Genomic DNA, 22,894 nt, shown 5'->3' with positions numbered 1-22,894 from the left:
AGGATTTGACCTCATCACTAGACTGCTGGCCTTATGAACTTACCTGCGCCTTCCATTCGCCCCGACGATTGCGATGAGCTGGCGGCCCTGTGCAAGGCCGGCGGTGATCCGCTGCGCCTGAATGTACTGCGCGCCCTGGCCAACGACTCGTTTGGTGTGCTGGAACTGGCGCGGATCTTTGCCATTGGCCAGTCCGGTATGAGCCACCACTTGAAAGTGCTGGCCCAGGCCCACCTGGTGGCCACCCGCCGTGAAGGCAATGCGATTTTTTACCGTCGCGCCCTGCCCCACACCGATTTGCTGGGTGGCAAGCTGCACGCTGCATTGCTCGAAGAAGTGGACAACCTGGCCCTGCCGGCTGACGTGCAGTCGCGGATCGCCCAGGTCCACGGGCAACGCGCTGCGGCCAGCCAGGACTTTTTCTCCCGGGTGGCAGACAAGTTCCGCGCCCAGCAGGACCTGATTGCCGGGCTGCCTCAATACCGCGAAAGCGTATTGGCGCTGCTCGACAAGCTGAGCTTCAACCCAGGTGCCACGGCGCTGGAAGTCGGCCCGGGCGACGGCGGGTTCCTGCCGGACCTGGCACGACGCTTCCACCAGGTGACGGCGCTGGACAACAGCCCGGCCATGCTGGAACTGGCGCGCCAGCTGTGCGAGCGCGAACAATTGGGCAACGTCCGCCTGCAACTGGCCGATGCCTTGAATGAGGTCGGGCTGCAAGCCGATTGCGTGGTGTTGAACATGGTTCTTCACCATTTTGCCGCGCCGGCCGATGCTCTCAGGCAGATGACCGGTTTGCTGCAACCGGGTGGCAGCCTGCTAGTAACTGATTTATGCAGCCACAACCAGAGTTGGGCCAGGGAGGCCTGCGGTGATCTATGGTTGGGGTTTGAACAGGACGATCTGGCCCGTTGGGCCACCGCTGCGGGACTCGTTCCCGGGGAAAGCCTGTATGTAGGCTTACGTAATGGTTTCCAGATTCAGGTCCGCCACTTTCAGCGGCCAACTGGCGACACTCACCATCGGTAAATATCAGGAAAACATCGAGATGAGCGAATATTCCCTTTTCACCTCCGAGTCCGTGTCTGAAGGGCATCCGGACAAAATCGCCGACCAGATTTCTGATGCGGTGCTGGACGCCATCATTGCTGAAGACAAGTTCGCCCGCGTGGCGTGCGAGACGCTGGTGAAAACGGGCGTGGCGATCATCGCCGGTGAAGTCACCACGTCGGCCTGGGTCGACCTGGAGCAGATCGTCCGTGACGTGATCACCGACATCGGCTACACCAGCTCTGACGTCGGCTTCGACGGCGCGACCTGCGGCGTGATGAACATCATCGGCAAGCAGTCGCCCGACATCAACCAGGGTGTCGACCGCGCCAAGCCAGAAGACCAGGGCGCCGGCGACCAGGGCCTGATGTTCGGCTACGCCAGCAACGAAACCGACGTGCTGATGCCTGCACCGATCACCTTCTCGCACCAATTGGTCAAGCGCCAGGCCGAGGCCCGTAAATCCGGGCTGCTGCCTTGGCTGCGCCCGGACGCCAAGTCCCAGGTGACCTGCCGTTACGAAGGCGGCAAAGTGGTGGGCATCGACGCGGTGGTGTTGTCGACCCAGCACAATCCGGAAGTCTCCTACAAAGACCTGCGCGAAGGTGTGATGGAGCTGATCGTCAAGCACGTGCTGCCTGCCGAACTGCTGAGCAAGGACACCCAGTTCCACATCAACCCGACCGGCCAGTTCATCATCGGCGGCCCGGTGGGCGACTGCGGCCTGACCGGGCGCAAGATCATCGTCGACAGCTACGGCGGCATGGCCCGTCACGGCGGTGGCGCGTTCTCCGGCAAGGATCCCTCCAAGGTTGACCGCTCGGCAGCCTATGCCGGTCGTTACGTGGCCAAGAACATCGTCGCCGCTGGCCTGGCCGAGCGTTGCGAGATTCAGGTGTCCTACGCCATTGGTGTGGCCCAGCCTACGTCGATCTCGCTGAACACCTTCGGCACCGGCAAGATCAGCGATGACAAGATCGTCAAGCTGGTGCGTGAGATCTTCGACCTGCGTCCGTACGCAATCACCACCATGCTCGACCTGCTGCACCCGATGTATCAGGAAACCGCGGCCTACGGCCACTTCGGTCGTACCCCTGAACAGAAGACCGTCGGCGACGACACCTTCACCACGTTCACCTGGGAAAAAACCGACCGCGCCGACGACCTGCGCACCGCTGCCGGTCTGTAATCGCAGCACGTAGTACCCAAAGCCCCACCGGGTTTTCCCCGGTGGGGCTTTTTGTTGCGCTTTTTTGCGGGCGGGGGTTAGCGCGACGGCGAACCTGGCAAATAGTTCACATTTATTGGATCCAAACCTTGCAGGCTAAATGATGGCCCACTAGAATTCGCGCCCTCCCGAGCCCTTAACCACATTGGATACTGCACTGCGCCTGCTCGGGACAGCCAAGTGCGCAGGCAATCGAACATTGAGGTTTTTCATGCGTATTTCCACCTTCGCTCCTGCTGCCGTACTGCTCAGCCTGTTCGCCCTGCCAGTGCAAGCCGCTGACCTGAGCGGCCTGACTGGCGCCCTGACTTCCCAACTGGGCGGCGCTACCGGCAACTGCGAAAAACAGAGCCAGGAGCTGCAAGCAAAAGTCGACGCCGCCAAAGCCAATGGCGAAGACCTGAAAGTGAAGGCCATGCAGGCAGCACTGGACCAGGTAAACAAAGGTTGCAAAAAAGTCGGCGAGTCCCAAGGCAAGCTCGACGAAACCGCGCAAAAGCAGCAGGCCAAGGCTGACAGCAACGACACCGTGAAAGCCCTGGGCGGTCTGTTCAAGTAAGCAGAAACACCCGGTAAAAAGCCTCGCGCCTGCGGGGCTTTTTTATGGGCGTTTGCTTGCTTTAGGCTGGGCGCCCCTTCAGAGCAAGGATGCTCATGATGACACCACGCCTGCTGACCTACCTGCTATTGATGCTCTTCCCTATCGTCGCTTGGGCGCAGGGCTGCCCGGACTGGCAAGCCGACAAGGCCCGGGACGAAATCACCGCCCTGCAACGACAGATCGACCTGTGGGACGACAGCTACCACCGACTCGGCCAATCCCTGGTCAGCGACGAGCTCTATGACCAGGCCCGCATGCGCCTGGAGCAATGGCGGGCTTGCTTTGCGCAGACGCCGTCACCTGCGCAAAATCCCCTGGCCAGCTCGCGGGGCACTGTCGCCCATCCCGTCCCGCACACGGGCCTTGAAAAGTTGGTCAACGACCGCGCCGTGGCAGACTGGATCGGCACACGCAGCGACCTTTGGATACAACCCAAGGTCGATGGGGTGGCCGTGAGCCTGGTCTATCGTGGGGGCCGCCTGGCCCAGGTGATCAGCCGCGGCGACGGCCTGTTCGGCCATGACTGGACGGCCTCGGCCCGCAAGATCCCCGGCCTTGTGCAACAACTGCCCGAGGCCATCGACCTGCTCTTGCAGGGCGAGCTGTACTGGCGCCTGGACACCCATATACAAGGGGAGACGGGCGGCATGAATGCCCGCAGCAAAATCTCCGGGCTGATGAACCGCCAACACCTCAATGACGCCGACGCCGCCGGCATCGGCCTGTTTGTCTGGGCCTGGCCGCAAGGGCCGGCGGACCTCAAGCAGCAGTTGGACACCCTTGCACACTGGGGTTTTACCGACAGCCGTCGCTACAGCCAGCCCATCGACACCTTCGAGCAGGCCCGTCACTGGCGAGCGTTCTGGCATGGGCACCCTTTGCCCTTCGCCACTGATGGCGTGGTGCTGCATCAAAGCCAGCGCGCCCCGGCCGAACGCTGGCAGGCCAGTACGCCTTACTGGGCTGTTGCCTGGAAATACCCGGTCATCACAGCCCTGGCCCATGTGCGCCAGGTGCAGTTCAAGATCGGCCGCACCGGCCGTATCACCCCGATCCTGGAGCTGCACCCGGTAATGCTCGACGATCGCCAGATCAAGCGCGTCAGCATCGGCTCGTTGAAACGCTGGCAACAACTCGATATCCGGCCCGGCGACCAGGTGTCCATCAGCCTTGCCGGCCAAGTGATTCCCAGGCTCGACCAGGTCATCCTGCGCAGCTATCCACGGGTCGATGTCGCGGCCCCGGTGGCGGGCGACTTCCATCACCTGAGCTGCTTGCGTCTGGCCCCGGCCTGCGAGGAGCAACTGCTGGCCCGACTGACCTGGCTCAGTGGCAAGCAGGGGCTGGATCTGCCCCACATTGGCCGCGAGACCTGGAACTCCTTGATCCAGGCCGGTCAAATCAGCGGTTTGGTGGATTGGTTGAACCTTGATGAGACAGAGCTTGCTACCATTGACGGATTCGGCGACCGCAGCACGACGCGCCTGCTTGCGAGCCTGCAGACCGCACGTCAGCGACCGTTCGCTCAATGGCTGATGGCGCTGGGGGTTCCACCGACCGCCCGCAATAACCTGGTGGGTGGCTGGCATGCCCTGGCCGCCCGCGACACGCAAGCCTGGCAGGCCGAGGCAGGAATCGGCCCGGGACGCGCGGCGCAGTTGAGCGCCTTTTTTCGCGACCCTCAGGTGGTGGCCATGAGCGAAACACTACGGGCTGCCGGGATCGACGGTTTTTAGGCCCGGCCCGCTACATTCATCGGTACCGGCAGAAATCATCCTGCCCACCTGACAACGATCTTGTTTATTTTGGAGTTTTTATGAAGTTTCTTGCACCGCTTGCCCTGTTGACCGTCACCAGTTTTCTGACCACTCCCTTGCTGGCTGCCGAGACAGCCCCGCAACTGACCGGTTGCGCTGCCAAGCGCCAGGCCATCAGCCTGCAGATCGAACAAGCCAAGGCCCATGGCAACAGTGAGCAACAAGCCGGTCTGGAAAAAGCCTTGAGCGAAGTCACCGCCCACTGCACCGACGCCTCCCTGAAAAAGGAACGCGAGAACAAGGTGCTGGATGCCAAGCACGAAGTCAGCCGTCGTCAGGCTGACCTCGACAAGGCCATGAAAAAAGGCGACTCCGAGAAGATCAACAAGCGTAAGGACAAGCTCGCCGAGTCGCGCAAAGAGCTTCAGCAAGCCCTCGACGACCTGGACAAGTAAGACGCATCCGACCGAGCCTCAATGGTCGCGAAACTGCTTATGACAGGCGCTGCACGCATCTTCGACTTTCTGCACGGCCGGCTTCAGGTCACTGGCTTTGTACGGCTGCACCTGACTGGCGATCACCAACTCACCGGTGGCCGCCTCAAGGTTGCGCGCCAGTTCCTGGAACTGGGCCTGTTTCTGCCATACATCGTCCTTGGCACTGGTGTGATCTTCTTCGCGCACCGTTGGAAAGTGCTTCCACGGCTCATGGGACAGGGTGTCGAGCTTGACCGCACCCTCGGCAAATTTCGCCCCGTCGAACGGAATACGGCCGCGCAGCATGCCACCCAGGTCTTCGCCGGTCTTGAGCATCTGCTTGAAGATGGCCTTGCGCTGGCCCAATGGCGAGTTCGGATCCACGCCGCCGCAGGCGGTCAGCGTCAAAGCGGCCAGCAATACAACAGTCAGTTTTTTAAAAGTCATGGTGGCTCAGGGTCACGGGAAACGGCGGCCAGTATCCCCGCCCCGCCCGGAAAGACCAATAGCCCTATTAATAATATGGACGCTTGTGCCGTAATCGGTACCGGCTACCGCCTTGGGAATTACTTGCATGAATAACCTGTTGAACCCCTGGAGCCGCCGACTGGCATGGGCTCTGCCGATGATCGCGCTGCTCGCCGGATGCGACGGTGGCAACGCCCCGGCCCCCAAGCCCGAGCCGGAAAAACCCCACGCCGTGGCGACCTATGTCAGCGCCACCTGGGAAGCCCTGCCGGAAGTTTCGGACACTGACCTGCAAGCCGGCTTCGAATCCTGGCGCAGTGCCTGCCAACGCCTGAAGAACGATCCGGTGTGGGGCACCACCTGCGCTGCCGCGGCCAATGTGCCGGGCAATGCCGGTGATATCCGGGGTTTCCTCAAGCAACAGCTGGACGTGTATGGCTTGCGCTCGGCAGACAACACGCCCAATGGCTTGATCACCGGCTACTACGAACCGGTCTACCCCGGCAGCCTTACCGAAACCAAGACCGCCCATGTTCCTGTGTACGGGGTGCCGGACGACCTGATCATCGTCAACCTGGAAAGCATCTACCCGGAGCTCAAGGGCAAACGCCTGCGTGGGCGCCTGGAAGGGCGGGTACTCAAGCCCTATGACGATGCCGGCACCCTCAACCAGCAAGGCTCCAGCGCCAAGCCCATCGCCTGGCTGACCCATCCGATGGACCTGCAATTCCTGCAAATCCAGGGTTCGGGCCGCATCCAGTTGGCGAACGGTCGTCAACTGCGCGTGGGCTATGCCGACCAGAACGGTTTCCCCTACCGCCCTATCGGCCGCTGGCTGGTGGAGCAAGGCGAGTTGAAGAAAGAAGAAGTGAGCATGGGCGCCATCAGTGCCTGGGCCAAGGCCCATCCCGAGCGGATCCCGGAGTTACTGGCGAGCAACCCCAGCTACGTGTTCTTCAGCACCCGGCCCGACAGCAATGAAGGCCCGCGCGGCTCGCTGAACGTACCGCTGACCGCAGGCTACAGCGTGGCCGTGGACCGCAAGGTGATCCCACTGGGCAGCCTGCTGTGGTTGTCCACCACCCGCCCCGATGGCGCACCGATCGTACGGCCGGTAGCGGCCCAGGATACGGGGGGCGCGATTGTCGGCGAGGTGCGTGCCGACCTGTTCTGGGGCACGGGTGATGCAGCGGGCGAGCTGGCCGGGAACATGAAGCAGCAAGGCCAGATCTGGATGCTGTGGCCCAAGGGTGCGGCGCTGCCTCAAGTGCCGGACGCGCCTTTGTAGGAACCGGTTTACCGACGATGGCGGTTTCAAATCCGCCATCGCTGGCATGCCAGCTCCCACAAGGGTTGGCTGCGTGCCTTAGATCGAAACGAAGAAGAAGCTTGCAATCAACGCCATGCCCACGAACCACACCAGCGAACGCAAGATCGCCCAGTCCGCCAGGTAGCAGATGATGTACAGCAGGCGGCTGGTGATAAACAGCACCGCCAGTACGTTGATGGTCACCAGTTCCGCGTTGCCCGCAAGGTGGGCAATGATCACCGCTGCGGCAAACGCCGGGGTCACTTCAAAGCTGTTGAGCTGTGCGCTATGGGCGCGTTTGGCAAAGCCTTCGAGGGTTTCCAGGAAGGCCCGGGGGTCGTGGTTCTGCCGGGGCCCGAATTTGCCACCACTGAACTTGGCCACGCCAGTACACAGGTAAGGCAGAAAAATTGCGATCAACACACACCAGAAAGCAACAGTCATCACTCATTCCTTTTTTAGTTTTATCCGCTGGTTAGAGTTTCATCACGAGCATGCCGATCAGTACCAACCCACAGGCTAAGAGCCGGGAGCGGCCGAAAGGTTCTTTCAGGTAACGCATACCGAACAACACCACCAGGATCACGCTGACTTCTCGCAGCGCGGCGGCCTCGGCAATTGAGCCCAACTGCATGGCCCAAAGCACCAGAGCGTAGCTCAACAACACGCACAACCCCACGCTCAGCCCCAACCGCCATTGCGTGCGCCAAAACAGGCTGAACGCCGCGCGCTTGCGCACCATGGCCAGCAGGGGAAAGGGCCAGGCACTGAGCAGGGTCAGCCATACCAGATAGTCCAACGGGTGCGACCAGCGCCGCAGCGCCTGGCCATCAAGGAAGGTGTAGCAGCCGATGCACAGGCCGATCAGCGCGACCACCGGCAACATCGACCAGGGCAGCCGCTCCCCGCCACCGCCCTGCCAAAGCAGGCACAGCATGCCGAACGGGATCAGCAGGATGCCGACAATCTGCTGGGTACTGAGCACTTCCCCGGCAAACACCAGGGTCAACGCCAGCACCACCAGCGGTGATAAGCCGCGCATCAGCGGATACACCAGCCCCAGGTCGCCAACGCGGTAGGCCTGGATCAGCAGGTAGCGATAGAGCAACTCGAACAAGGCCGATGCGATGATCCACGGCCAGATTTCCAGGGGCGGCAACGACACAAATCCCACTGCCAGCAGAACAAACAACAGGGCCACGCTGTCCATGCAGGCGATCACCAACAGGCGCTCGCCGCTGAACTTGATCAAGGTGTTCCACGTCGCATGCAACAGCGCCGCTACCAGCACCAAGGCTGTCGCAACCACAGGGAGCCCCTTGTCAGAATGGCCAGATTTGATTCGTCATGTGTCAGCACCCTGCACGCTTATGTGGGTTTCCGCTTTATCGGCCTGCCACCCACCATCGGTGGATAAGGTTTAGTCTCACTGGCGTCGACTTTTTCAGGTCTGGATACAGGCTACACCCGTCTAGACACCACAGCCTTAGCTGCTCACTATGTAAATATATATATTATATAAACACTAAATGAGTCAGCAGTCATGCCACCTCTTGAACATGAACTTGATATCCAGCAACTGCGAGCTAGTGCTGAAGCCGCTGGCCAACTACTGAAAGCGCTGGCAAACCCTGAACGATTGCTCCTCCTCTGCCAGTTGTCGCAGGGCGAGCTAAATGTTACCGATTTAGAGGCCTTGTCAGGCATTCAGCAACCTACGTTGTCTCAGCAACTCGCGGTGCTACGTCGCAAGGAGATGGTGGAAACGCGACGGGCAGGAAAGCAAGTCTATTACCGAATCAGCAGCTCTGTAGCGCTCGCGGTGATCCATGTCCTTTATCAGCACTTCTGTGCAGGAGATGCAAAATGAGCATTGATTGGATCAACTTTACGCCTTGGACTTCCGTAGGCGGAGGGGCCTTGATAGGGCTGGCGGTTAGCTTGTTTGTTCTCGCAAATGGCCGTATCGCAGGAATCAGTGGCTTGATTGGAAGCGTGATGCATTTTGGCAGTGAAGGCTGGAGCGAAAAGGCGCTATTTCTTCTTGGCCTGGTGATGGCGCCATTGTTGTGGGGGGCGTTTACCGTATTGCCGGAAATCGAGATCAAGGCAGAGTGGCCGGCCCTGATTATCGCAGGCCTGCTCGTCGGTGTGGGAACTCGCTACGGCTCCGGTTGTACAAGCGGTCATGGTGTTTGTGGGATCTCTCGATTGTCTCCCCGCTCCATTGCAGCAACGATCTGCTTTATGTTCGCAGGCATTGCAACGGTGTACATCATTCGTCATGTGGTGGGAGCATGAAGATGATCAAGTCGAGCGCATTTTTTGCAGGGCTGATCTTCGGCCTGGGTCTACTCCTGGCAGGCATGGCGAACCCCGCCAAGGTATTGGCTTTTCTTGATGTGGCCGGGGCCTGGGATCCGTCACTCGCACTGGTGATGGGAGGAGCTATCGCAGTGGCGGTTATTCCCCTGAGTTGGGCGCGCAAGAACAAGCGATCGTTGCTAGGTGCCCCCATGCAGTTACCGATTAGCCGAGAGTTGGATACCCGCTTGATTGGCGGCAGCCTGGTGTTCGGTATAGGTTGGGGAGTTGCGGGGATCTGCCCTGGGCCAGCCGTCGCTATTCTGCTTACGGGGCATGGGCAAATCATCATATTCGTATTGGCCATGTTGGCCGGTATGTACGTGTTCTCTCTATTGGATCGTCGACGCACGACCTGATTAGGCGATAGACGTGAAAGCGAATGACCCAGGCTGAACCCCAGGCCACGTCTGAACATCACTGATCCTTGTCGATCGACTGCGGATGCCTCGGGTCCGCAGCCTGCTTGCCCGGCAGGCTGCCTTCGCTGCGAATCTGCGCATGGCTGATCAGCGCGAAGATAAAACTGCCGCCGATGATATTGCCCGCCAGGGTCGGCCCGGCAAATACCAGCCAGAAGTCCTTCCACGGTAGCTCGCCGGCAAATACCAGATAGGACACCTCCGCCGAACCGACGACAATGTGGGTGAAATCACCCAGGGCCATCAGGTAGGTGATCAGGATAATGATCCACATCTTGGCGCTTTCCATGGACGGGATCATCCACACCATGGTGGCGATCATCCAGCCGGAGACGATGCCTTTGGCAAACATCTGGCCCGTGTCGTTCTCCATGACCTTGCGCCCGATGTCGAGGAAGGCCAGGTCGGTCTTGGTGTCGAAAATCGGCAGGTGCAGCATCACGTAGGCCACCAGCAAGGTGCCGCAAAGATTGCCCACCAGTACCACCGTCCACAACCGCAGCAGGCGCCCGGCATTGCCCAGGGTCGGCTTGCTCATCACCGGGAGCACGGCGGTCAGGGTGTTTTCGGTGAACAGTTGCTGGCGCGCAAGGATCACCGCGAGAAAACCTGCGCAGTAGCCAAAGCTGGCAATCACCTTGAAGCCTTCACCGCCCGGCAGGCGTGAGTTGAGCAGCCCCATGGCCATTAATGACAGGCCCATGGTCAGGCCGGCGGCCAGCGCCGACCACCACAGCGCCGCGACGCTGCGCTCCAGTTCCTGGTCGCCCTGGGTGCGAATGATTTCATGCAGCACCGCTGCCCTGGGCGGTTGGTTCTTGTCCACATCCTGCTGCTCTTCCTGCGACAGGTTGGGAGTTTTGCCGTCTTTTTGGGTGGCCATGATGTTCCAGTGTCCAAGGGGTGCCTGTAGCTACGACACGCTGGCGCAGTGGCTGTTCAGTGGCCGGAGAACTAAAGCGGGATGCGCCAGGCCTTGGCCATTTCCACGGTGGTCGAACTCAGTGGCTTGGACCAGGGTTTATTACGCGCACCATAGTGTTCAATGATGTCGTCGAGCACCCGATTGAACTCGGCCGGCGTCGTTGCCGTGGCCAGGTCGCGCGCGGCCCGCTGCAGAAGCTCGACGTTGGCGGCCGTCTGGCCTGCACGGTAGAGGGAGGGGTAGATGACTTCGCGGGTGAAGTTGTCGGCTTTTACGGCAATATCCCGTCGCTGCATTTGAGCCACGGCACTGGTCATGACCTTGGAGGTTGGCGTGGAAGCCCCCTGATTGTGCTTGGCAACCACCTGCAACAGTTGCTGGAAGTTATGCTGCCCAGGGGCGTTAAGCCGCCGCCCCAACCACTCGATATGCTGGGGCCGGGTAACCAGTGCATCCAGGTTACGCAGCGCAGAGAGCAACCCAGGCGTGAAGACCAAAGTATTGCCTGCCTTGTTGGCCTCGGTAATCGCTGCGTCCAGGGCTTGCAATGCCTGCTGTGCCTGCTTGCGAAAACGCAGCACATTCGCCGCGGCGGGATCCTTCTGGAGTGCCACTTGCACGCTGGCAAGCATTGCATCGTCCATCGCCAGCACCGCGTCGTCCAATGACTCGAACAAGTGCCGCTCACGCACCTTGCTGCGCTGCTCCTGGTGCTGTGTCACCGCTTGCCGGGCCTGGGCCTGCAAATGCTTTTTCTGCTCGGCGGTCATGGTGAAATTGACCGTGCCACTGAGCAGGCCACTAAAGTCACCTTTGGCGGATTTGAGCGGCAGCACCACGGTTTGCTCGTTAAATTCCTTGAGGCGTTGCTGTTGATAGGCGCCTGCAGCCGTATGGGCAGTGCCTGTCAGTTTGTCCGCAACAGCGCTTATGACGCTGCCGCTCTTTTTCTGCGATGCAGGAGCCTGGGACTCGAATTTGACGATCAACGACTCCGGCTGGCTCAGCGGGCTCTCGGGAAACGAGCGCTCGATCACCCCGGGTGCCGGGGTGTTGAGCACCAAGCCACCGTCCTGGAAAAAAGTGGTTTCCCCCCCTGCCTGAAACCCATGGCCTTGCTCGGCAGGGCTTTTGAACAGTCCCGGTAGGGAGCCCGAGATATGCGCGGCGCGGGCAATGTCCATATCCGGGGTCAGGCTGGCGTTGAACACCACCAACTGCGGGCGACCATCGAACATGCCGGTCCCCGTGATGTTCAGTTGTTTGATCGCCGGGATATGCCTGCTCAGCACGTCAAGATCAGCAAAGGTAGGTGCCCCTCCGGCGCTCAGCCTGTCGGCGATTTTCATCACTTCGTCGGGGCGGGCTGCCCTGGGCATGGCGGCAATATGGGCCAGGATCGACTTGCGTGACTCGTTACGGATCAGGTCTTCGAGCGAGTGCGCCTGGGTTTGCAGGCGCGGCATCATGGTCAGCAGCAATTGGGAAATGTTACCCGCCGGGCCTGGCAGGCGCCCGGCAAGTTTGCCGAGGCTCGCCCCGGCATTTTGCAGCCAGGCCGTCACAGGGTTGGGGCTGTTGAGCAGGCTGGGCAGATCAATGCTGTTTGAGAGCGTGCCGAAGGTCTTGGCTCCCATGCCACTGGCCAGCAGCGCTGCAGAAATCGCACCGGCAGATGAACCAGAAATGGCAGAGATGCCTGGCAGTGTTCCGGTTTCTTCAAGGGCCTGGACCATCCCGGGGAAGGCGATGCCCTTGGCACCACCGCCGCTGAGTACCAGATGGCTGACCGCAGGGGGTGACAGCACCACCTCCACCTGCCCCTTGCTGTCTCGAAACAGGCTCAGCTTTCGCGGGCCGACGCCCTCGACCAAGGGTGTCTTGTTGCCTTGGGCGGGGGGCGGCGGGGGTTGCCGCGATGACGGCTGAGTCTTGGCAGCCGGGTTGGCGGTCACTTTCATTGCGGGCTCTCTCTACAGGATGTGGTCCTGAGTGCAGAGAAAGCCTGGAAGCGATCCACCCGGACAGATTTGGTAAATCAAATCAGGCCGGGCCGGGGTTACTCAGTGAGGTTGTCATCCTGGAACTGGTCTTTCACGTACTTGATCTCGGTACGCCCGTGGGGTGCCGGCAGACCGTCTTCGCCGAGGTTGACGAAGACCATTTTTTCCACGGTGAGGATGCTTTTGCGCGTGATCTTGTTGCGCACTTCACAGGTCAGGGTGATGGAGGTGCGGCCAAACTCGGTGGCGGTGATGCCCAGCTCGATGATGTCGCCCTGGCGCGAGGCGCTGACAAAATTGATCTCGGAGATGTACTTGGTCACCACACGCTGGTTGCCCAGTTGAACGATGGCGTAGATCGCCGCTTCTTCGTCGATCCAGCGCAACAGGCTGCCACCGAACAGGGTGCCGTTGGGGTTGAGGTCTTCGGGTTTTACCCATTTGCGGGTGTGGAAGTTCATGTTCACTCCAAAGCGTCTTGCCGAATGATGGGCAACATCATGGCAGAGCGTCGGCCCAAGCTCTATGAGCCATTGCCTATCAGCACCATGAACGATCTTCATGCCCCCGACAGAAAGGCTTGGGAAGTCAGGCGCAGGCAGCTATAATCGCCACCGCTTCAAAACGGTCATCTGTGATTGATACCGTTCTCCCGCCACCTGTCCGAGGGGCGCTGCAGCAGGCCCTGGCCTGTCAGGCTCGGATGGGGCGTTGCCCGGCCGGGTTGTCCTGGCTGGATACTAAACGCACAACGGCGCCCATTCGCACACTACGAATGGAGGCTCTTCATGAGCGCTGTAATCACGCCTGCAGGTTTTACCGACTACAAAGTCGCCGACATGTCCCTCGCTGCCTGGGGCCGTCGCGAAACCTTTATCGCCGAATCCGAAATGCCAGCCCTGATGGGTCTGCGCCGTAAGTACGCCGCTGAACAGCCGCTCAAGGGCGCGAAGATTCTCGGCTGCATCCACATGACCATCCAGACTGCCGTGCTGATCGAAACCCTGGTTGCCCTGGGTGCCGAAGTGCGCTGGTCGTCCTGCAACATCTTCTCGACTCAGGACCAGGCCGCTGCCGCCATCGCAGCCGCTGGCATCCCTGTCTTCGCCTGGAAAGGCGAGACCGAAGAAGAGTACGAGTGGTGCCTGGAGCAAACCATCCTGAAAGATGGCGCGCCTTGGGATGCCAACATGATCCTCGACGACGGCGGCGACCTGACCGAGCTGTTGCACAAGAAGTACCCGGCCATCCTGGATCGCGTCCATGGCGTGACCGAAGAAACCACCACCGGCGTACACCGCCTGCTGGACATGCTGGCCAAGGGCGAGCTGAAAATCCCGGCCATCAACGTCAACGACTCGGTGACCAAGAGCAAGAACGACAACAAGTACGGCTGCCGTCACAGCCTCAACGATGCGATCAAGCGCGGCACCGACCACCTGCTGTCGGGCAAGCAAGCCCTGGTGATCGGCTACGGCGACGTGGGCAAGGGTTCGTCCCAGTCCCTGCGTCAGGAAGGCATGATCGTCAAGGTCTCCGAAGTTGACCCGATCTGCGCCATGCAAGCCTGCATGGACGGTTTCGAAGTGGTCTCGCCGTTCATCGACGGCCAGAACGACGGCACCGAAGCGAGCATCGACAAAGCCCTGCTGGGCAAGATCGACCTGATCGTGACCACCACCGGTAACGTCAATGTCTGCGATGCCAACATGCTCAAGGCCCTGAAAAAGCGCGCCGTGGTGTGCAACATCGGTCACTTCGACAACGAGATCGACACCGCTTTCATGCGCAAGAACTGGGCATGGGAAGAAGTCAAACCTCAGGTGCACAAGGTTCACCGTACCGGCGCTGGCGATTTCGACCCACAGAACGATGACTACCTGATCCTGCTGGCCGAAGGCCGCCTGGTAAACCTGGGTAACGCCACTGGCCACCCAAGCCGCATCATGGATGGCTCGTTCGCCAACCAGGTACTGGCGCAGATCTTCCTGTTCGGCCAGAAATACGCCGACCTGTCGCCCGCCCAGAAAGCCGAGCGCCTGACCGTGGAAGTACTGCCGAAGAAACTCGACGAAGAAGTGGCCCTGGAAATGGTCCGCGGCTTCGGCGGCGTCGTGACGCAACTGACCAAGACCCAGGCCGACTACATCGGCGTGACGGTTGAAGGTCCGTTCAAGCCGCACGCCTACCGCTACTGATCGGCCTGTTGCCTGCTCTCCATGTGGAGGGCAGGCTTCTGTGGGAGCGGGCTTGCTCGCGAAAGCGATGTTTCAGTATCAGGTATGTTGACTGAAACTCCGCTTTCGCGAGCAAGCCCGCTCCCACATTGACGGTGTATGTCTTCCGGTTTTTTGAGTTTCCAAGGGTATGACCATGTCCCAAGACCGTCGCTACAGCTTCGAGTTCTTCCCGACCAAGACCGATGCTGGGCATGAAAAATTGATGGCGACTGCCAAGCAGTTGGCCAGCTACAACCCCGACTTCTTCTCCTGCACCTACGGCGCAGGCGGCTCGACCCGTGATCGCACGATCAACACCGTGCTGCAACTGGAAAGCGAAGCCAAAGTGCCCGCCGCACCGCACCTGTCGTGCGTAGGCGACAGCAAGGCCGACCTGCGCAGCCTGCTGACCCAGTACAAGGCCGCCGGCATCAAGCGTATCGTCGCCCTGCGCGGTGACCTGCCATCCGGCATGGGCATGGCCAGCGGCGAGTTGCGCTACGCCAATGACCTGGTGAGCTTCATTCGTGAAGAGACTGGCGACCACTTCCATATCGAAGTGGCCGCCTACCCGGAAATGCACCCTCAGGCGCGCAATTTCGAAGACGATCTGCGCAACTTCGTGCGCAAGGCCGAAGCCGGCGCCAACAGTGCGATCACCCAGTACTTTTTCAACGCCGACAGCTACTTCTACTTCGTCGAGCGCGTGCAGGCCCTGGGTGTGAATATCCCAATCGTGCCGGGCATCATGCCGATCACCAACTACAGCAAGCTGGCGCGCTTCTCTGACGCCTGCGGTGCAGAAATCCCACGCTGGGTACGCAAGCAGCTGGAAGCCTATGGCGATGACGTCAAAAGCATCCAGGCCTTTGGCGAGCAAGTCATCAGTGAAATGTGCGAAACCTTGCTGCAAGGTGGCGCGCCGGGCCTGCACTTCTACACCCTGAACCAGGCTGACCCAAGCCTGGCGATCTGGAACAACCTCAAGCTGCCACGCTGAGGCTGCCCCTTTGTACCGCCAGCCGGGATTCCTTCCCGGCCCGGCGGCACAATAAAAGTTCAGGTTTGCGGCCTGAAGATCCCCGATCCAGAGCTTCTCTTTAACCTGCGACAGTCGTAACCTCAGGGTATGCCCGTCATTTTCCAGCTGTTGACCGCTGTCCTTTTCACTTGCCTGAGCCTGACCGCCCACGGCGAGAAATTGCGCATTGTCACCGAACCCTGGGCCCCTTACGTCTACGAAGAAAACGGCCAGATGCGCGGGCTCGACTACGAGGCCACCGTCATCGTGTTCGAGCGCCTGGGGATCGAGGTGCAATGGCAGTTCCTCCCCTGGAAACGTTGCCTGGCCATGCTCGACCAGGGCCTGGCCGATGGCGCGCTGGATATTTTCCACAGCCACGAACGCGACGCGGCGCTGCTTTACCCCAGCGAACCGCTGTCCCAGGTTGAGTTTGTGATGTTCTACGCCAACGAGCGCCCACATCCGTTCCAGACCCTGGATGACCTCAAAGGGCTGACCATCGGCACTTCCCCCGGCTACCTGTATAGCGCCGGGTTCAGCGAATCCACCCTGTTTACCCGCGAGCCGGCCCCCAGCCATGAGGCCAACTTCGGCAAACTGGCCCGTGGCCGGATTGATCTGGTGATCACCGACCGCCGGGTTGGCCAGCATGTGCTCAAGGAGTTGGGCCTGGAACACCACGTTACCCAGGCGTCGCCGGTGATCAGCAGCCAGAAACAATTCCTCGCCGTACGCCGTGGCGCGGGTATGGACTTGCTGGTGCAGCGCTTTGGTGCCGAGCTCAAGCGCTTCAAGCAAGAGCCCGCCTATGCCGCCCTGAGTGCAAAATATGCCGGCAACAGTGCCAAAACTGCCCCCGCGCCGCCGCTGGAGCAAACCGTTGAGCAGCAGGAAAGCGGCGCGCGGTGATTGCTCTGTTATACTCCGGCCTTTCCGCCAGGCTTACGCCCGGCCGTTGTGGTCGTATAACAGGCATCCAACCCCGCTACTGCGCAGCTTTGCAGCCCGCGCGAGCCGTTGGAGTGCCTGCCAGCCCCAGCAGGACCGGACGGGGTTGCGTTCCTCTAAACGCGATTCACGCCCGGCAAGATTATCCCTTTGGGCCAAGCCCTAACTACAAACAGGATTACTCATGTCCTTTGCTTCCCTCGGTCTCTCCGAGGCTTTAGTCCGCGCCATCGAGGCAGCGGGCTATACCGAGCCTACTCCGGTGCAACAGCGGGCTATTCCCGCCGTGTTGCAAGGTCGCGACCTGATGGTCGCGGCTCAGACAGGTACTGGTAAAACCGGCGGCTTCGCCCTCCCGATTCTGGAGCGGTTGTTCCCCAATGGTCACCCGGACAAATCCCAGCGTCACGGCCCGCGCCAACCCCGCGTACTGGTCCTGACCCCTACCCGCGAACTCGCCGCACAAGTGCATGACAGCTTCAAGCTGTACGCCCGCGACCTGAAGTTCGTCAGTGCCTGCATCTTCGGCGGCGTTGGCATGAACCCCCAGGTTCAGGCCATGTCCCGTGGGGTTGACGTGCTGGTCGCCTGCCCTGGTCGTTTGCTCGACCTGTGTGGCCAGGGCAGCGTCGATCTGTCCCACGTGGAAATCCTCGTGCTGGACGAAGCCGACCGCATGCTCGACATGGGCTTTGTCCATGACGTGAAGAAAGTCCTCGCGCGCCTGCCGGCCAAGCGTCAGAACCTGCTGTTCTCGGCAACGTTCTCCAACGACATCACCGCCCTGGCCGGCAAGCTGCTGCACAACCCCGAGCGCATCGAAGTCACGCCGCCCAACACCACGGTCGAGCGTATCGAGCAGCGGGTGTTCCGCCTGCCAGCCAGCCACAAGCGCTCGCTGTTGGCCCACCTGATTACCGCCGGTGCCTGGGAACAAGTGCTGGTGTTCACCCGCACCAAGCATGGCGCCAACCGCCTGGCCGAGTACCTGGACAAGCACGGCCTGACCGCCGTCGCCATCCACGGCAACAAGAGCCAGAACGCGCGGACCAAGGCCCTGGCCGACTTCAAGGCCGGCTCCGTACGGATCCTGGTCGCCACCGATATCGCCGCCCGCGGCCTGGATATCGACCAACTGCCGCATGTGGTCAACTTCGAGCTGCCAAACGTCGATGAAGACTATGTGCACCGTATCGGCCGTACTGGCCGTGCCGGTCGTTCGGGCGAGGCCATTTCCCTGGTCGCCCCGGATGAAGAAAAACTGCTGAAAAGCATCGAGCGCATGACCAAGCAGAAAATCGCCGACGGCGACCTGATGGGCTTCGATGCCAGCACCGTAGAAGCCGAAAAACCGGAAGTGCGCGAGCGTCCGGACGTGCGTAACCCGCGCAACCCACGTGGTCCTAAGGGCGATGGCCCGAACGGCGGCGGTGGTGGCGGTGGTCGTCGCGACAAAGGCAAGGACAAGGGTGGCAAAGACAAGGCACCTACCAACGGCCGTGGCGAACGCCCAGCCCGCGAGCAAAAGCCCCGCGAAGGCACCCCGGCCCGCGAACAGCGCCAGCCGAGCCAGCCGCCACGCGCCGCAGCCGACCGCGCACCGGACGAGTTCCTCGACGATGACGTGGATAACTTCGGTAACCGCGTGGACTACGTGCCACAGGCCAAACCGGCCCAGGGCCGTGGTCGTCGTCCAGGTGCCCCGGCACCGGGCGCTGGTGCGGGCGCTCCGCGCACCGGCGGCCAGCCACAGGGTCGCCAGAACGGTCCGCGCAGCAGCAACGGCGCTACCACCGGCACCCCACCGGCCAAGCGCAATGGTCCGCGTAACGGCGCACCGCGTGATGGCCAGGCCCGTCGCGAAGAGTCGCGCAACCGCCGCCCTGCACGTGATGAGCAGCCACGCGCCTCGGAACCTGCCGTGCAGAACCCGCGCAGCGGCACGACGCCGAAGATCATCCACAAGGAGTCGAAAAGCGATCGCTTCCCGACACCTGAGCAGTTGGATCAACTGCCAGGCCGCCCTCGTGGTGAAAAACCAGCGTTGCTGACCCGCAACCGCTGATTTTCAGAGCACCATGAAAAATGCCCCGCATCGAAAGATCCGGGGCATTTTTATGGGCTCGACAACGATCAACTGCAGGAGCTGGCTTGCCTGCGATGACGGTACTTCAGCCTGCATCGCAGGTGGCTGACCTGCCGCTATCGCAGGCAAGCCAGCTCCTACATTGAGCGTATTCCAGGCTAAAAAAAACCGAATCTCACGATCCGGTTTTTTATGCAGCCTGCGAATTTACTTCGTTTTGACACCTTCCAGCGTGATGTCCAGGTCTACAGTCTGGGAAGTCGGGCCAGGGCCTTTGACGCCAAAGTCATTCAGGTTCAGCGTAGTCTTGGCGTTGAAGCCAGCACGTTCGCCGCCCCACGGATCCTTGCCTTCACCGTTGAACGTGGCCTTGAAGGTCACAGGCTTGGTCACACCGTGGAAGGTCAGGTCGCCGGTCACGTCAGCCGTTTTTTCGCCGGTTGGTTTAACTGCGGTCGAAACGAACTTGGCATCGGCGAACTTGCCAACGTCCAGGAAGTCCTTGCTGGCGATGTGCTTGTCACGTTCAGCGTGGTTGGACCACAGGCTGGCGGTTTTCACGTCGACGGCGATTTTGCTGGCTTCAGGCTTGGCGGCATCCCAGCTGAACGTACCATCCCAGTCCTTGAAGGTACCGTGGATGTAGCTGTAGCCCAGGTGGCTGATTTTCCAGTCGATGAAGGCGTGCTGGCCTTCCTTGTCGATCTTGTAATCAGCAGCCATCACCTGACCGGCAGACAGCAGAGCAGTACCGATTGCCAGAGCGGCGAGAGTCTTTTTCAACATGCTTTCTATTCCTTGTGAGTCGAGGTTGAACATCAGGCTTTGCGCCCCAGCATACGAACCAGGGTCGCGTCACGATCAATGAAGTGGTGTTTCAACGCGGCCACGCCATGCAGGCCGGCAAACACCACCAGCACCCAGGCCAGGTAAAAATGCACCAGGCCGGCTACGTCTGCCTGGTCCGGTAGACCGGAAACCACGGCAGGAATTTCAAACAGGCCAAACACCGGGATCCCGACACCGTCTGCGGTGGAAATCAGGTAACCGGCAATCATCACGGCAAACAAGCCGACGTACAGGAACGCATGGCCAAACGCCGCGCCGATACGTGTCATGCGGCTATAGCTGGCCAGTGCGGGCGGCGGCGGGCTGAGCAGGCGCCAGACAATCCGCACCAGCATCACGGCGAATAGCGTAATACCGATGCTTTTGTGCAAGTCCGGGGCGTCTTTGCGCCACAGGCTGTAGTAGTCGAGGCCGACCATCCACAGGCCCAGCGCGAACAAACCAAACACCACCAGCGCCACACTCCAGTGGATAACGATGCTGACCCAGCCGTAGCGGGTCGATGTGTTTCGTAGTTGCATTCCCCAAATCCCGTAAGAGCCGTGCCCAAGACTAGCGTTTTACTTATCGACATAAAGCGGAAAATTTCGCTTCAAAAGATCGACTTATCCGATATTGAGCCTATGAACAGTAAATTAACTAGGGATTAAGGACTATTCAGCACAAACGTGACAGACCGTCCTACATTTACTGCCAATTCACCGCCCATGGGTTGTGACACAGCCCACCATTGCATAGGCTTGCGCGATTGTTTTGCCTGCGCAGGCAGTGGCAGCGCTTCGAGGAGACTAAAAGATGGGCTTGAATAACCAGTGGATGCAACGCGACCTCGCCGTGCTGTGGCATCCCTGCACCCAGATGAAAGACCACCAGCAACTGCCGCTGGTGCCGATCAAGCGCGGTGAAGGCGTATGGCTGGAAGACTTCGAAGGCAAGCGCTATCTCGATGCGGTCAGCTCCTGGTGGGTCAATGTGTTCGGCCACGCCAACCCGCGTATCAATCAGCGCATCAAGGACCAAGTGGACCAACTGGAGCACGTGATCCTCGCCGGCTTCAGCCACCAGCCGGTGATCGAGCTGTCCGAGCGCCTGGTCAAGCTCACCCCCGAAGGCCTGACTCGCTGCTTCTACGCCGACAATGGCTCGTCGTGCATCGAAGTCGCGTTGAAGATGAGCTTTCACTATTGGCTCAACCGCGGCCAGCCGAATAAAAAGCGCTTTGTCACCCTGACCAACAGCTACCACGGCGAAACCATCGCCGCGATGTCGGTCGGCGATGTGCCGCTGTTCACCGAGACCTACAAGGCCCTGCTGCTGGACACCATCAAGGTGCCCAGCCCGGACTGCTACCAGCGCCCCGCCGGCATGAGCTGGGAAGAACACTCGCGCAACATGTTCCAGGCCATGGAACAGACCCTGGCGGACAACCACGACAGCGTCGCCGCGGTGATCGTCGAGCCGCTGATCCAGGGCGCCGGTGGCATGCGCATGTACCACCCGGTGTACCTCAAGCTGCTGCGCGAAGCCTGCGACCGGTATGGCGTGCACCTGATCCACGACGAAATCGCCGTGGGTTTCGGTCGCACCGGCAGCATGTTCGCCTGTGAGCAGGCGGGCATCCGCCCGGACTTCCTGTGCCTGTCCAAGGCCCTCACCGGTGGCTACCTGCCGCTGGCCGCCGTGGTCACCACCGAAGATGTGTACAGCGCCTTCTACGACGACTACCCGACCCTGCGCGCCTTCCTGCACTCCCACAGCTACACCGGCAACCCGCTGGCGTGTGCGGCGGCCCTGGCGACCCTGGATATCTTCGAAGAAGACAACGTCATCGAGAACAACAAGGCCCTGGCCCAGCGCATGGCCACGGCCACCGCACACTTGGTGGACCACCCCCATGTGTCGGAAGTGCGCCAGACCGGCATGGTGCTGGCCATCGAGATGGTCCAGGACAAGGCTACCAAGACCGCCTACCCCTGGCAGGAACGGCGCGGCCTGAAGGTGTTCGAGCACGCCCTGGAACGCGGCGCATTGCTGCGCCCGCTGGGCAGTGTGGTGTACTTCCTGCCGCCGTACGTGATTACCCCGGAGCAGATCGACTTCCTCGCTGAAGTGGCCACTGAAGGCATTGATATCGCCACCAACAGCACAGTCAGCGTGGCCGTGCCCAAGGACTTCCACCCAGGCTTTCGCGACCCCGGCTGATTGAACCCACCCCATTAATCTGGCGCCTGGCCTGCCGCATCGCGGGCAAGTCCGGCTCCCACAGGTTTTGCATTTTCCCGAGAACAGAAATGAGACTGTCCCGCTTTTTCACCGATACCCCGTTGAGCCTTGGCGACCACGAGTTGCCCGAAGCCCAGGCGCACTACATCAGCCGCGTGCTGCGCATGAACGAAGGCGATGCCGTGCAACTGTTCGACGGTTCTGGCCAGGAATTTCACGGCAGCCTGCTGGAAGTCGGGAAAAAACGCGTGACAGTGCAACTGACCGAAGCCTTCGCCGGCCAGGTGGAGTCGCCTTTGCACATTCATCTGGGCCAGGGTTTGTCCCGTGGCGAGCGCATGGACTGGGCCATCCAGAAAGCCACCGAGCTTGGGGTCAACGCCATCACACCGATTTTCAGCGAGCGCTGCGAAGTGCGCCTCAAGGACGAACGCGCCGACAAGCGCCTGCTGCACTGGCGCCAGGTCGCAATCAGCGCCTGTGAGCAATGCGGGCGCTCCACGGTGCCGGTGATTCACCCACCGTTGTTGCTGGCCGATTGGTTGAAACAAGCCGAGGCGGATTTGAAGTTGGTGCTGCACCCGGTGGCCGAGCCACTGGTGAGCCATGCCAAACCGTCGAGCCTGGCGTTTTTGATCGGGCCGGAGGGAGGCTTGACCGATGGCGAAGTCCAGAGCGCGCAAAATGCTGGCTTCCACGCCGCACGCCTGGGCCCGCGAGTATTGCGCACCGAGACCGCGCCCGTAGTTGCGCTATCCGTCGCGCAACAACTGTGGGGCGATTTCTAACCCCACTGTGCAAACCCAATCAAAACGGTGGGAGATTCTATGGTTTTGGGGAAGCCCCCAAAACCGCTTTTGACTGGTATTCGCTCAGGTTTTTCATGAGCGAAAAGGCGATGCGCGCCAGCTTGCGGCCAATGATGACCAGGGCTTGAGTCGT

The 22,894-nt window shown here is 60.7% G+C and carries 23 protein-coding genes, 1 pseudogene and 1 riboswitch; of the genes and pseudogenes, 15 read left to right on the top strand and 9 right to left on the bottom strand.

Going from position 1 to position 22,894, the window contains the following annotated elements; all coding sequences use genetic code 11:
- Nucleotides 1-33: 33 nt before the first annotated feature.
- The 5 genes from HBR94_RS15905 (at nucleotide 34) to HBR94_RS15885 (ending at nucleotide 5,091) form a co-directional block, all read left to right on the top strand.
- Nucleotides 34-1,029, top strand: a complete 996-nt coding sequence (locus HBR94_RS15905; protein WP_170045176.1) for a metalloregulator ArsR/SmtB family transcription factor — start codon at nucleotides 34-36, stop codon at nucleotides 1,027-1,029.
- 19 nt (nucleotides 1,030-1,048) lie between these two features.
- The gene (gene metK / locus HBR94_RS15900; protein ID WP_057960856.1) at nucleotides 1,049-2,239 is read left to right on the top strand and encodes a methionine adenosyltransferase; all 1,191 of its coding nucleotides are present in this window, start codon (nucleotides 1,049-1,051) and stop codon (nucleotides 2,237-2,239) included.
- Nucleotides 2,240-2,489: 250 nt separating this feature from the next.
- The gene (locus HBR94_RS15895; protein ID WP_057440231.1) at nucleotides 2,490-2,837 is read left to right on the top strand and encodes a DUF1090 family protein; all 348 of its coding nucleotides are present in this window, start codon (nucleotides 2,490-2,492) and stop codon (nucleotides 2,835-2,837) included.
- Between the two features lie 95 nt (nucleotides 2,838-2,932).
- Complete coding sequence (gene ligB / locus HBR94_RS15890; protein ID WP_170045175.1) at nucleotides 2,933-4,615, top strand: NAD-dependent DNA ligase LigB; 1,683 nt, start codon at nucleotides 2,933-2,935, stop codon at nucleotides 4,613-4,615.
- 80 nt (nucleotides 4,616-4,695) lie between these two features.
- Nucleotides 4,696-5,091, top strand: coding sequence for a DUF1090 domain-containing protein (locus HBR94_RS15885; RefSeq protein ID WP_057440229.1), 396 nt, complete (start codon nucleotides 4,696-4,698; stop codon nucleotides 5,089-5,091).
- Nucleotides 5,092-5,109: 18 nt separating this feature from the next.
- Here the strand turns inward: HBR94_RS15885 and HBR94_RS15880 are convergent, their stop codons facing one another.
- On the bottom strand, nucleotides 5,110-5,559 hold the full coding sequence (locus HBR94_RS15880) for a cytochrome c (RefSeq protein ID WP_057440228.1): 450 nt from the start codon (nucleotides 5,557-5,559) through the stop codon (nucleotides 5,110-5,112).
- Nucleotides 5,560-5,686: 127 nt separating this feature from the next.
- Between HBR94_RS15880 and HBR94_RS15875 the strand changes: the two genes are divergently transcribed.
- On the top strand, nucleotides 5,687-6,868 hold the full coding sequence (locus HBR94_RS15875) for an MltA domain-containing protein (RefSeq protein ID WP_170045174.1): 1,182 nt from the start codon (nucleotides 5,687-5,689) through the stop codon (nucleotides 6,866-6,868).
- Nucleotides 6,869-6,946: 78 nt separating this feature from the next.
- On the opposite strand, the gene HBR94_RS15870 is transcribed toward HBR94_RS15875, so the two are convergent.
- Both HBR94_RS15870 and HBR94_RS15865 read right to left on the bottom strand, forming a co-directional pair.
- Nucleotides 6,947-7,333 carry an MAPEG family protein gene (locus HBR94_RS15870; RefSeq protein ID WP_057960859.1) on the bottom strand — a complete coding sequence of 129 codons (387 nt, stop codon included), beginning with the start codon at nucleotides 7,331-7,333 and terminating at the stop codon, nucleotides 6,947-6,949.
- 31 nt (nucleotides 7,334-7,364) lie between these two features.
- Nucleotides 7,365-8,198, bottom strand: coding sequence for an EamA family transporter (locus HBR94_RS15865; RefSeq protein ID WP_057440225.1), 834 nt, complete (start codon nucleotides 8,196-8,198; stop codon nucleotides 7,365-7,367).
- Between the two features lie 234 nt (nucleotides 8,199-8,432).
- On the opposite strand from HBR94_RS15865, the gene HBR94_RS15860 reads away from it, so the two are divergent.
- The 3 genes from HBR94_RS15860 to HBR94_RS15850 are packed head-to-tail and all read left to right on the top strand — an operon-like array spanning nucleotide 8,433 to nucleotide 9,612.
- A complete protein-coding gene (locus HBR94_RS15860) occupies nucleotides 8,433-8,759 on the top strand; it encodes a metalloregulator ArsR/SmtB family transcription factor (protein WP_057440224.1) in 327 nt (108 codons plus the stop codon).
- Nucleotides 8,756-9,190 (top strand): YeeE/YedE family protein, encoded by a 435-nt coding sequence (locus HBR94_RS15855; protein ID WP_115129186.1) that lies wholly within the window; start codon nucleotides 8,756-8,758, stop codon nucleotides 9,188-9,190. Before HBR94_RS15860 ends, HBR94_RS15855 begins: the two co-directional genes overlap by 4 nt.
- A gap of 2 nt (nucleotides 9,191-9,192) precedes the next feature.
- Entirely contained in the window at nucleotides 9,193-9,612 is a 420-nt protein-coding gene (locus HBR94_RS15850) for a DUF6691 family protein (RefSeq protein ID WP_057440342.1), read from the top strand.
- A 58-nt stretch (nucleotides 9,613-9,670) separates the two neighbouring features.
- Here HBR94_RS15850 and HBR94_RS15845 read toward each other — a convergent pair whose 3' ends face one another.
- From HBR94_RS15845 to HBR94_RS15835, 3 genes are all read right to left on the bottom strand, one after another.
- Nucleotides 9,671-10,558 (bottom strand): formate/nitrite transporter family protein, encoded by an 888-nt coding sequence (locus HBR94_RS15845; RefSeq protein WP_057440222.1) that lies wholly within the window; start codon nucleotides 10,556-10,558, stop codon nucleotides 9,671-9,673.
- A gap of 71 nt (nucleotides 10,559-10,629) precedes the next feature.
- On the bottom strand, nucleotides 10,630-12,561 hold the full coding sequence (locus HBR94_RS15840) for a patatin-like phospholipase family protein (RefSeq protein ID WP_170045173.1): 1,932 nt from the start codon (nucleotides 12,559-12,561) through the stop codon (nucleotides 10,630-10,632).
- 98 nt (nucleotides 12,562-12,659) lie between these two features.
- The gene (locus HBR94_RS15835; protein WP_057440220.1) at nucleotides 12,660-13,064 is read right to left on the bottom strand and encodes a hotdog domain-containing protein; all 405 of its coding nucleotides are present in this window, start codon (nucleotides 13,062-13,064) and stop codon (nucleotides 12,660-12,662) included.
- A gap of 198 nt (nucleotides 13,065-13,262) precedes the next feature.
- Nucleotides 13,263-13,370, top strand: a riboswitch (S-adenosyl-L-homocysteine riboswitch).
- Between the two features lie 21 nt (nucleotides 13,371-13,391).
- Between HBR94_RS15835 and ahcY the strand changes: the two genes are divergently transcribed.
- The 4 genes from ahcY (at nucleotide 13,392) to HBR94_RS15815 (ending at nucleotide 18,859) form a co-directional block, all read left to right on the top strand.
- On the top strand, nucleotides 13,392-14,801 hold the full coding sequence (gene ahcY, locus HBR94_RS15830) for an adenosylhomocysteinase (protein ID WP_038444076.1): 1,410 nt from the start codon (nucleotides 13,392-13,394) through the stop codon (nucleotides 14,799-14,801).
- A 175-nt stretch (nucleotides 14,802-14,976) separates the two neighbouring features.
- Nucleotides 14,977-15,822 (top strand): methylenetetrahydrofolate reductase [NAD(P)H], encoded by an 846-nt coding sequence (metF, locus tag HBR94_RS15825; RefSeq protein ID WP_057440341.1) that lies wholly within the window; start codon nucleotides 14,977-14,979, stop codon nucleotides 15,820-15,822.
- A gap of 129 nt (nucleotides 15,823-15,951) precedes the next feature.
- Nucleotides 15,952-16,755 carry a transporter substrate-binding domain-containing protein gene (locus HBR94_RS15820; protein ID WP_170045172.1) on the top strand — a complete coding sequence of 268 codons (804 nt, stop codon included), beginning with the start codon at nucleotides 15,952-15,954 and terminating at the stop codon, nucleotides 16,753-16,755.
- Nucleotides 16,756-16,978: 223 nt separating this feature from the next.
- The gene (locus tag HBR94_RS15815) at nucleotides 16,979-18,859 is read left to right on the top strand and encodes a DEAD/DEAH box helicase (RefSeq protein ID WP_057440348.1); all 1,881 of its coding nucleotides are present in this window, start codon (nucleotides 16,979-16,981) and stop codon (nucleotides 18,857-18,859) included.
- A gap of 228 nt (nucleotides 18,860-19,087) precedes the next feature.
- Here HBR94_RS15815 and HBR94_RS15810 read toward each other — a convergent pair whose 3' ends face one another.
- Together HBR94_RS15810 and HBR94_RS15805 are read right to left on the bottom strand one after the other, a co-directional pair.
- A complete protein-coding gene (locus HBR94_RS15810) occupies nucleotides 19,088-19,666 on the bottom strand; it encodes a YceI family protein (RefSeq protein ID WP_057440349.1) in 579 nt (192 codons plus the stop codon).
- Between the two features lie 32 nt (nucleotides 19,667-19,698).
- Complete coding sequence (locus HBR94_RS15805) at nucleotides 19,699-20,250, bottom strand: cytochrome b (RefSeq protein WP_057440350.1); 552 nt, start codon at nucleotides 20,248-20,250, stop codon at nucleotides 19,699-19,701.
- A gap of 274 nt (nucleotides 20,251-20,524) precedes the next feature.
- Here HBR94_RS15805 and HBR94_RS15800 point away from each other — a divergent pair, with 274 nt between their 5' ends.
- Both HBR94_RS15800 and HBR94_RS15795 read left to right on the top strand, forming a co-directional pair.
- A complete protein-coding gene (locus tag HBR94_RS15800; RefSeq protein WP_115129189.1) occupies nucleotides 20,525-21,931 on the top strand; it encodes an adenosylmethionine--8-amino-7-oxononanoate transaminase in 1,407 nt (468 codons plus the stop codon).
- Between the two features lie 89 nt (nucleotides 21,932-22,020).
- A complete protein-coding gene (locus HBR94_RS15795; protein ID WP_170045171.1) occupies nucleotides 22,021-22,740 on the top strand; it encodes a 16S rRNA (uracil(1498)-N(3))-methyltransferase in 720 nt (239 codons plus the stop codon).
- Nucleotides 22,741-22,777: 37 nt separating this feature from the next.
- On the opposite strand, the pseudogene HBR94_RS28720 reads toward HBR94_RS15795, so the two are convergent.
- Nucleotides 22,778-22,894: pseudogene (locus HBR94_RS28720) on the bottom strand (IS110 family transposase); the annotation flags it as partial.

This window comes from Pseudomonas sp. WS 5412 (assembly GCF_012985615.1).
Taxonomy (GTDB): domain Bacteria; phylum Pseudomonadota; class Gammaproteobacteria; order Pseudomonadales; family Pseudomonadaceae; genus Aquipseudomonas; species Aquipseudomonas shahriarae.
The sequence above is the reverse complement of the archived record's forward strand: the minus strand, read 5'-3'. Positions and strand labels throughout refer to the sequence as shown.

Excerpts from the sequence above, each read along its gene's own strand:
- HBR94_RS15905 (WP_170045176.1), top strand. The coding sequence starts at position 34 with ATGAACTTACCTGCGCCTTCCATTCGCCCCGACGATTGCGATGAGCTG.
- metK (WP_057960856.1), top strand. The coding sequence starts at position 1,049 with ATGAGCGAATATTCCCTTTTCACCTCCGAGTCCGTGTCTGAAGGGCAT.
- HBR94_RS15895 (WP_057440231.1), top strand. The coding sequence starts at position 2,490 with ATGCGTATTTCCACCTTCGCTCCTGCTGCCGTACTGCTCAGCCTGTTC.
- ligB (WP_170045175.1), top strand. The coding sequence starts at position 2,933 with ATGATGACACCACGCCTGCTGACCTACCTGCTATTGATGCTCTTCCCT.
- HBR94_RS15885 (WP_057440229.1), top strand. The coding sequence starts at position 4,696 with ATGAAGTTTCTTGCACCGCTTGCCCTGTTGACCGTCACCAGTTTTCTG.
- HBR94_RS15880 (WP_057440228.1), bottom strand. The coding sequence starts at position 5,559 with ATGACTTTTAAAAAACTGACTGTTGTATTGCTGGCCGCTTTGACGCTG.
- HBR94_RS15875 (WP_170045174.1), top strand. The coding sequence starts at position 5,687 with ATGAATAACCTGTTGAACCCCTGGAGCCGCCGACTGGCATGGGCTCTG.
- HBR94_RS15870 (WP_057960859.1), bottom strand. The coding sequence starts at position 7,333 with ATGACTGTTGCTTTCTGGTGTGTGTTGATCGCAATTTTTCTGCCTTAC.
- HBR94_RS15860 (WP_057440224.1), top strand. The coding sequence starts at position 8,433 with ATGCCACCTCTTGAACATGAACTTGATATCCAGCAACTGCGAGCTAGT.
- HBR94_RS15855 (WP_115129186.1), top strand. The coding sequence starts at position 8,756 with ATGAGCATTGATTGGATCAACTTTACGCCTTGGACTTCCGTAGGCGGA.
- HBR94_RS15850 (WP_057440342.1), top strand. The coding sequence starts at position 9,193 with ATGATCAAGTCGAGCGCATTTTTTGCAGGGCTGATCTTCGGCCTGGGT.
- HBR94_RS15845 (WP_057440222.1), bottom strand. The coding sequence starts at position 10,558 with ATGGCCACCCAAAAAGACGGCAAAACTCCCAACCTGTCGCAGGAAGAG.
- HBR94_RS15840 (WP_170045173.1), bottom strand. The coding sequence starts at position 12,561 with ATGAAAGTGACCGCCAACCCGGCTGCCAAGACTCAGCCGTCATCGCGG.
- HBR94_RS15835 (WP_057440220.1), bottom strand. The coding sequence starts at position 13,064 with ATGAACTTCCACACCCGCAAATGGGTAAAACCCGAAGACCTCAACCCC.
- ahcY (WP_038444076.1), top strand. The coding sequence starts at position 13,392 with ATGAGCGCTGTAATCACGCCTGCAGGTTTTACCGACTACAAAGTCGCC.
- metF (WP_057440341.1), top strand. The coding sequence starts at position 14,977 with ATGTCCCAAGACCGTCGCTACAGCTTCGAGTTCTTCCCGACCAAGACC.
- HBR94_RS15820 (WP_170045172.1), top strand. The coding sequence starts at position 15,952 with ATGCCCGTCATTTTCCAGCTGTTGACCGCTGTCCTTTTCACTTGCCTG.
- HBR94_RS15815 (WP_057440348.1), top strand. The coding sequence starts at position 16,979 with ATGTCCTTTGCTTCCCTCGGTCTCTCCGAGGCTTTAGTCCGCGCCATC.
- HBR94_RS15810 (WP_057440349.1), bottom strand. The coding sequence starts at position 19,666 with ATGTTGAAAAAGACTCTCGCCGCTCTGGCAATCGGTACTGCTCTGCTG.
- HBR94_RS15805 (WP_057440350.1), bottom strand. The coding sequence starts at position 20,250 with ATGCAACTACGAAACACATCGACCCGCTACGGCTGGGTCAGCATCGTT.
- HBR94_RS15800 (WP_115129189.1), top strand. The coding sequence starts at position 20,525 with ATGGGCTTGAATAACCAGTGGATGCAACGCGACCTCGCCGTGCTGTGG.
- HBR94_RS15795 (WP_170045171.1), top strand. The coding sequence starts at position 22,021 with ATGAGACTGTCCCGCTTTTTCACCGATACCCCGTTGAGCCTTGGCGAC.